This window comes from Sphingomonas olei (assembly GCF_045369765.1).
GTDB lineage: Bacteria > Pseudomonadota > Alphaproteobacteria > Sphingomonadales > Sphingomonadaceae > Sphingomonas > Sphingomonas panaciterrae.
Window position 1 is genome coordinate 502,930 of the sequence record NZ_JBIQEU010000001.1, and the last position, 6,221, is coordinate 509,150.

General features: G+C 68.0%; 3 protein-coding genes and 1 tRNA gene. 2 read left to right on the top strand and 2 right to left on the bottom strand.

Annotated elements, in window-relative coordinates:
* Positions 1-67 precede the first annotated feature (67 nt).
* The gene (locus ACH0BU_RS02550; protein ID WP_500263671.1) at positions 68-4,687 is read right to left on the bottom strand and encodes an NAD-glutamate dehydrogenase; all 4,620 of its coding nucleotides are present in this window, start codon (positions 4,685-4,687) and stop codon (positions 68-70) included.
* An 85-nt stretch (positions 4,688-4,772) separates the two neighbouring features.
* A complete protein-coding gene (locus ACH0BU_RS02555; RefSeq protein WP_052742564.1) occupies positions 4,773-5,591 on the bottom strand; it encodes a PAS domain-containing protein in 819 nt (272 codons plus the stop codon).
* A gap of 160 nt (positions 5,592-5,751) precedes the next feature.
* Between ACH0BU_RS02555 and ACH0BU_RS02560 the strand changes: the two genes are divergently transcribed.
* Both ACH0BU_RS02560 and ACH0BU_RS02565 read left to right on the top strand, forming a co-directional pair.
* Positions 5,752-5,827, top strand: a tRNA-Thr gene (locus ACH0BU_RS02560).
* Between the two features lie 10 nt (positions 5,828-5,837).
* A complete protein-coding gene (locus ACH0BU_RS02565; RefSeq protein ID WP_500263672.1) occupies positions 5,838-6,176 on the top strand; it encodes a hypothetical protein in 339 nt (112 codons plus the stop codon).
* Positions 6,177-6,221: the final 45 nt, after the last annotated feature.

The following is a 6,221-nucleotide window of genomic DNA, read 5'->3' on the forward strand; positions in this document are numbered from 1 at the left end:
CTCGCGGCGCGGCTGAGCAAACAAGGAAGAGCCCCTCCTCACCACGAGGAGGGGCTCTTTTTCTGGTCTAGCGGCCGAGCAACACCCGCGCTTGGCTGGCTACCTGCGCCAGCATCGCGGCGCTCGGTGCGGCAGCGCCGCGTGCGCGGCTCACCACGGCGGTGAAGCGGGCCACGGCCGCCTCATTCTCCGTCAGCCACGCATCCACCGCATCGATGTCGGCGCGATTGTCGCGGGCGAGGAAATCCAGCCGCATCTGCTCGAAGTCACGGGCGAGCCCCGCTACCAGCAGCCGCTCCCACGGGTCGGCCGGCACCAGCCGCGCCGCCATCGCCTGGGCCCAGTCGATGCCCAGCGCTGCGCCCAGCCGCGTATAAGCGCGGGTGAGCTTGGTTTCGTCGGTGTGGTTCTTGCCGCTCAGATCTACTAGGCCGATCGCGCCGTCCATTTCATGCAGCCGGACGACCCGCGCCACCAGCGACGCGGGCGCGCCGGTGGCGGTCAGCGATTCCGCCATCCGCGCGCTGGCGGCACGTGCCTCCTGCAGCAGCAGCTCGCTCGCCTGCCCTTCCAGCTTGGCGACGCCGCCGCCAATCCGCTTCAGCACCTCGCCCGGCATCGTGCCGGGATCGACCACCCGCAACAGGTCCGCCACCTGCCCGCGCACGGCGCGCGCCACGCCTTCGAACAGCGCGAGGCGGCCGTCCTCCGACATGGCGGTCGTCTCGATGTCGCGCCACAGCGCGCCGAGGTCGAACAGCCGCTCGACCACGACGAACATCGACGCCACATCGCCGAGTGCCGCGCCTTCCTCTTCCGCCAGTTCGAACGGGTTGAGCAGGCCGATGCGATTGACAATGCGGTTGGCGAGCTTCGTCGCGACGATCTCGCCGCGCAGCTGGTGCTCGTCGATCGCCTTGCCGAACTTCTCCTGCATCGCCGTCGGGAAGGCTGCGCGCAGGTCCGGCTCCAGCAAGGCGTCGGCACCAAGGCCCGCCTGCTCGATCGCATCCTGAAGCGCGAGCTTGGCGGTCGACAGCAGCACCGCCAGTTCGGGCCGGGTCAGCCCCTCACCCTCCGCCGCGCGGCGCGACAGGTCGGCGTTGGACGCCAGCCCCTCGACGCGTCGATCCAGCCGGCCCGCCGCCTCGAAGATCTCGATCGCGCGGATGTAGCTGGGCACGGCGCGCACGCCGCCACGCTCGGCGATCGACAGCGCCAGCGTCTGGAGCCGGTTATCCTCCAGCACCAGATGGGCGACATCGTCGGTCATCGCCTCGAGCAGCGTGTTGCGATCGTCGAACGCGAGCCGCCCTTCGGCCATCTCGCGATTCAGCGCGATCTTGATGTTCACCTCATTGTCCGAACAATCGACGCCGGCCGAATTGTCGATGAAGTCGGTATTAATCCGGCCACCTTTGGCCGCGAACGCGATACGCGCGGCCTGGGTGACGCCCAGATTGGCCCCTTCGCCAACCGCGATCGCGCGAAGGTCCTCCGCGTCAACGCGCAGCCGGTCATTGGCGGGATCGCCGACGGTCGCATTGTTCTCCGACGCCGCCTTCACATAGGTGCCGATGCCGCCGAACCAGATGAGGTCGACCGGCGCCTTCAGGATCGCCGAGATCAACGCCGTGGGCTCGATCTCGTCCACCGCGATGTCGAGCGCCGCCTTCACCTCCGGGGTCAGGCGGATGGTCTTGGCAGTGCGCGAGAAGACGCCGCCGCCAGCCGAGATCAGCCCCTTGTCATAATCCTCCCAGCTCGACCGTGGCAGCGCGAACAGCCGCGCCCGTTCGGTCCAGCTTGCCGCCGGATCGGGATCGGGATCGAGGAAGATGTGACGGTGGTCGAACGCCGCGACGATCTTGAGCGTCTTGGACAGCAGCATGCCGTTGCCGAACACGTCGCCCGACATGTCGCCGCAGCCAACCACGCGGATCGGCTCGCGCTGCACGTCGACGCCGCGCTCCGCAAAGTGGCGCTGTACCGATACCCAGGCGCCCCGCGCGGTGATGCCCATCGCCTTGTGGTCATAGCCGTGGCTGCCACCGCTGGCGAAGGCGTCGCCGAGCCAGAACCCACGCTCCAGCGCAATCGCATTGGCAACGTCACTGAACGTCGCCGTGCCCTTGTCCGCCGCGACCACGAAATAGGGATCCTCGCCGTCGTGGACCCGCACGCCGTCCGGATGCACCACCTTGCCCGCGACCACATTGTCGGTGATCGACAACAAGGTGCGGATGAAGATGCGGTAGCTCTCGGTACCCTCCGCCAGCCATGCATCGCGATCGACCGCCGGACTGGGCAATTGCTTCGGATAGAAGCCGCCCTTCGCGCCGCTCGGCACGATGACCGCGTTCTTGACCCGCTGCGCCTTCATCAGGCCCAGGATCTCGGTGCGGAAATCGTCACGCCGGTCGGACCAGCGCAGGCCGCCGCGCGCGACCGGGCCGGAGCGCAGGTGGATGCCCTCCACGCGCGGGGAATAGACCCACACCTCGCGCCACGGCAGCGGTGCGGGCAGCCCGGGGACACGGCTGCTGTCGAGCTTGAACGCCAGCGCCTCTGCCGCCGCCGGGGCAAAGGCGTTGGTGCGCAGCGTCGCGGCGATCACCGCCTTGAACGCGCGCAGGATGCGGTCGTCGTCGATCGCCACGATCGTGTCGAGCCCGGCCGCGATTTCCGCATCGATCGCCTCGACATCCCCGGTCGCGGCAGGATCATGCGCCAGCGTGAAGCGGTCGATCAGCGCCTTGGCCAGCACCGGTGCACGGCCGAGCGCATCGGCCACCGTCGACAGGCCGTAGGTCATCCCCGCCTGACGCAGATAGCGGAACCAGGCGCGGTACAGCAGCACCGCGGACGGGGTAAGGCCAGCCACCAGCATCAAGCGGTTGAAGGCATCATTCTCCGCCACGCCCTTCAGCACCGCGGTGATCGCCTCTTCCAGGACGACGCGGTCGATGTTGGCGACATCGCCCTGCGGCTGAACCATGAAATCGTGGACGAAGCTGTCGCTGTCATCGCGCAGCCGCGTCGGCAGCTCGCCGATCACGCGGTAGCCGAAATTCTCCAGCACCGGCACCGCTTCGGACAGCGCCAGCGCGCCATGCGACTTGTAGATCTTCAGCCGGTGATCATCGCCCGCCACCGTCGGGTAGATGTGCACCGCCCGATCATTCTCGTCCGCCAGGTCGGAGACGCGCAGCACGTCCTCCGCCGCTTCCTCCGCGGTCGACAGGTTGCGATAGTTGGGCGGGAAAGCCCCCGCCCAGCGGATCGCGAGCCGGGCCGCACGCGAAGGCGTGATACGCTCGGCCAGCGCAGCCTCCACGTCGCGCTCCCAGCCGCGCACCATCTTTTCGAGCCGCGCGTCGAGCGGCGCGACATCGGGAACGACGCCGGACTGGCGCAGGTCGATGGTGTAGCGGATCAGCGCGACACGTCCGTCCTCCAGCGCGATCGACCAGTTGAGGATCGACCCGTTGGCCGCTTCCGCCAGCATGTCGCCGATCGCCACGCGCCGCGCGGTCGAGAGGTCGTCGCGCGGCACCCAGGCGAAGGCGAACAGATGCCGGCCCAGTGCCGAGCGGACCAGCACCAGCTTGGGCCGCGGGCGATCGGCAAGGCTCATTGCCGCGAGCGCCAGTTCCTCGACCGATTCGGCGGACACGGCGGTGACCAGATCGTGCGGCAGGGTGGCCAGCGCGTGGGTCAGCGCCTTGCCGGTATGGCCGAGCGGATCGAACCCGAGCTTTGCCTCCAGGTCGGCCAGCCGCTGGCGCAGCACCGGCACGCTGCGCGGCGGGGCGTTGAGCGCGGCCGAAGTCCACAGGCCCGCGTGGATCGACAGCCCGGCGACCGTCGCCCCGCGGCAGATCGGCACGACCACCAGGTCAAGCGGCACGCGCCGGTGCACCGGCGACAGCAGGCTGGACTTGAGCAGCAGTGGCGCGGACTTGCCGCTGTTGAAGTAATCCATCGCCAGCCGGCGCGACCGTTCGGCGAGCAGCGGCGGTTCATGCTCATGACGGCTGATGCCCAGCGGCTCGCCATCGCTGCTGCCATCGGCGAGCCAACGCTCGTGACCCAGCAGGGTGAAATGCCGGTCGAGGAACCAGCGAATCAGCGCGGCGCCTTCCGCATCGCCGCCAACATCCTCGATGCTGGCGGCATCGGCCGCGAGCGTCGCCTGCATCCGGCGCCAATCGGCCACCGCCACGCGCACATCGGCCAGAGCGGCCGTCAGATCGTCAACCAGTTCGCGTCGTTCACGCGCATCGGCACGCTCGGTTTCGATATAGATCATCGATTCGCGGTTGCCCGCTTCGTCCACGCTCTCCAGCGCGCCGTCGGCATCGCGGTGCACCGGCACCACGGGATGAAGGATCCGGTCGATCGCCAGTCCGTGCGCCCCGATCATGCCGGCAATCGAATCAACCAGGAAGGGCATGTCGTCATTGACGATCGCCAGCCGCATCCGGCGCTGCGGGCCGTCGCCCGGCAGCTGCTCCAGCGTTACCGCCGCAGTCCCCGCCGCGCGGGTCTGCGCGGTCGCGGCAAGGAAGGCGGCCGCCTCCATCCGCTCGTCCGGACCAAAGCCGTCCAGTTCCCCCGGGAGAGCGCCCTTTGTGAGCCGCTCGGCTAGCGCTTGCGTCAGCGCCTTCATCGAAGCTTTCGACATGGCCGCGGCCTATGCGCCGCCCTGTCGCGGGGCTCAACCCCAGTTAGGTGGCGCGGGGTCTTATCAACGGCTTCGGAAGCAAAGTTCAGCCGATCGTCGTCGATACCCGCCGGATCAGGTCCTGGTCCTCACTGACGCTGCCGATCACATCGAACATGCCATCGCCGCGCGCCTTCGCCAGCAGCACGACCATCTGGTCGGCTGCCGAGGGCAGGTCGAGCGCCAATGTCGCCAGCGGGGTGCGCGCAGGGGGCGCCTCTGCCTCGCTGCCGCGCGACGCGCCGGGGCCATCTGCCCAGACGGCGCCGACGACCTCATGGCGCGGTGCGCTGCGCACCGCCGCGTCGAGCTCCGCGGCAAGCATCGCCTGCTCCTCGGCGCCGACGATCTCCTTCCAGTTAATCACGCCATAGACGAAGTCGATCGTTTCGCCGTTGGACGTGAACGGCATCAGGATGCCGCGATACAGCGTGTTGTGGCCACGCGTGCCGACGAACTCGGCCTCGAAGCCGATCGGCGCACGGTTCGCGATGATCTTCAGATAATGATCGGTCAGCCGCGACAGCAGCGAGCGTGCGGGCACCTGCCCGATGCGCGAGATCGCACGATCGACGCCGCATTCCTCGCGCAGCGCGTCGCCCAGGAAGGTGATGACCGGATCGTCGAGCCCGTCGGTGAAATCGAGCAGGACGCCGTGCGCGCCAAAATCCATGTTGCCGGCGGGATCAAGATCGCTGATCCGCGGATACGCGCCGCCCTTCAGCAGCGACACCCAATGGTTGTACGCGCGCACGTGCATGCGCCGCTCATCGGCGCCGATCGCAAACGTCGCCTCGCCGATCCCACCATCGGTCGGATCACTGCCCCGGTCCGCGCCGGGCCGATCGAAGCCGCGGTTATCCATGCCATCATCCCTCTGGACGTCTTGTCCGTCCCTCCTTGTGCCACGACCATGGTAAAAAGCGTGTAAATTCTCGGCTGTGTCCATGTGAGCGAGAGCCACTTGCGCACCACGCAAACCCCTGCTAGGCGCCCGCTTCCAGCGCGCTCGCCAGAGCGCCCGTGCCGCTTTAGCTCAGCTGGTAGAGCATCGCATTCGTAATGCGGGGGTCACAGGTTCGAGTCCTGTAAGCGGCACCATATTAACATCTTGATTTTGCTCGGTTTTTTGAACAGCCGGGCGTCGCGCGGCCGCCAGATCGATGATTTTGGTATCACGCTGGTATCGCAGGTGCACGTCGGTGTGGCGGCCGACGTCGGCCCAGAATGCTTCCACCCCGTCGATGAAGTCGGCCAGATACTCGGGCCGGAGGTGGCGATAGTGCTTCTGGTTGGTGCCCGTGCCCCGGTGACCCGCCGCTGTCTCGATCTGCGCCTCGGGCACTCCGCGTCGGTGCATCTCGGTGCTGGCGGTGTGGCGCAGCGTGTTCGGCGAGCCGATCCCGACCAGCTTGGGCTGTGGATCGGCGTGGAAAAGGGACCCCGGTAGCGGGGTGATCGGCGTCGAAAAGGGACCCCTCATCCCGGTGGTCTA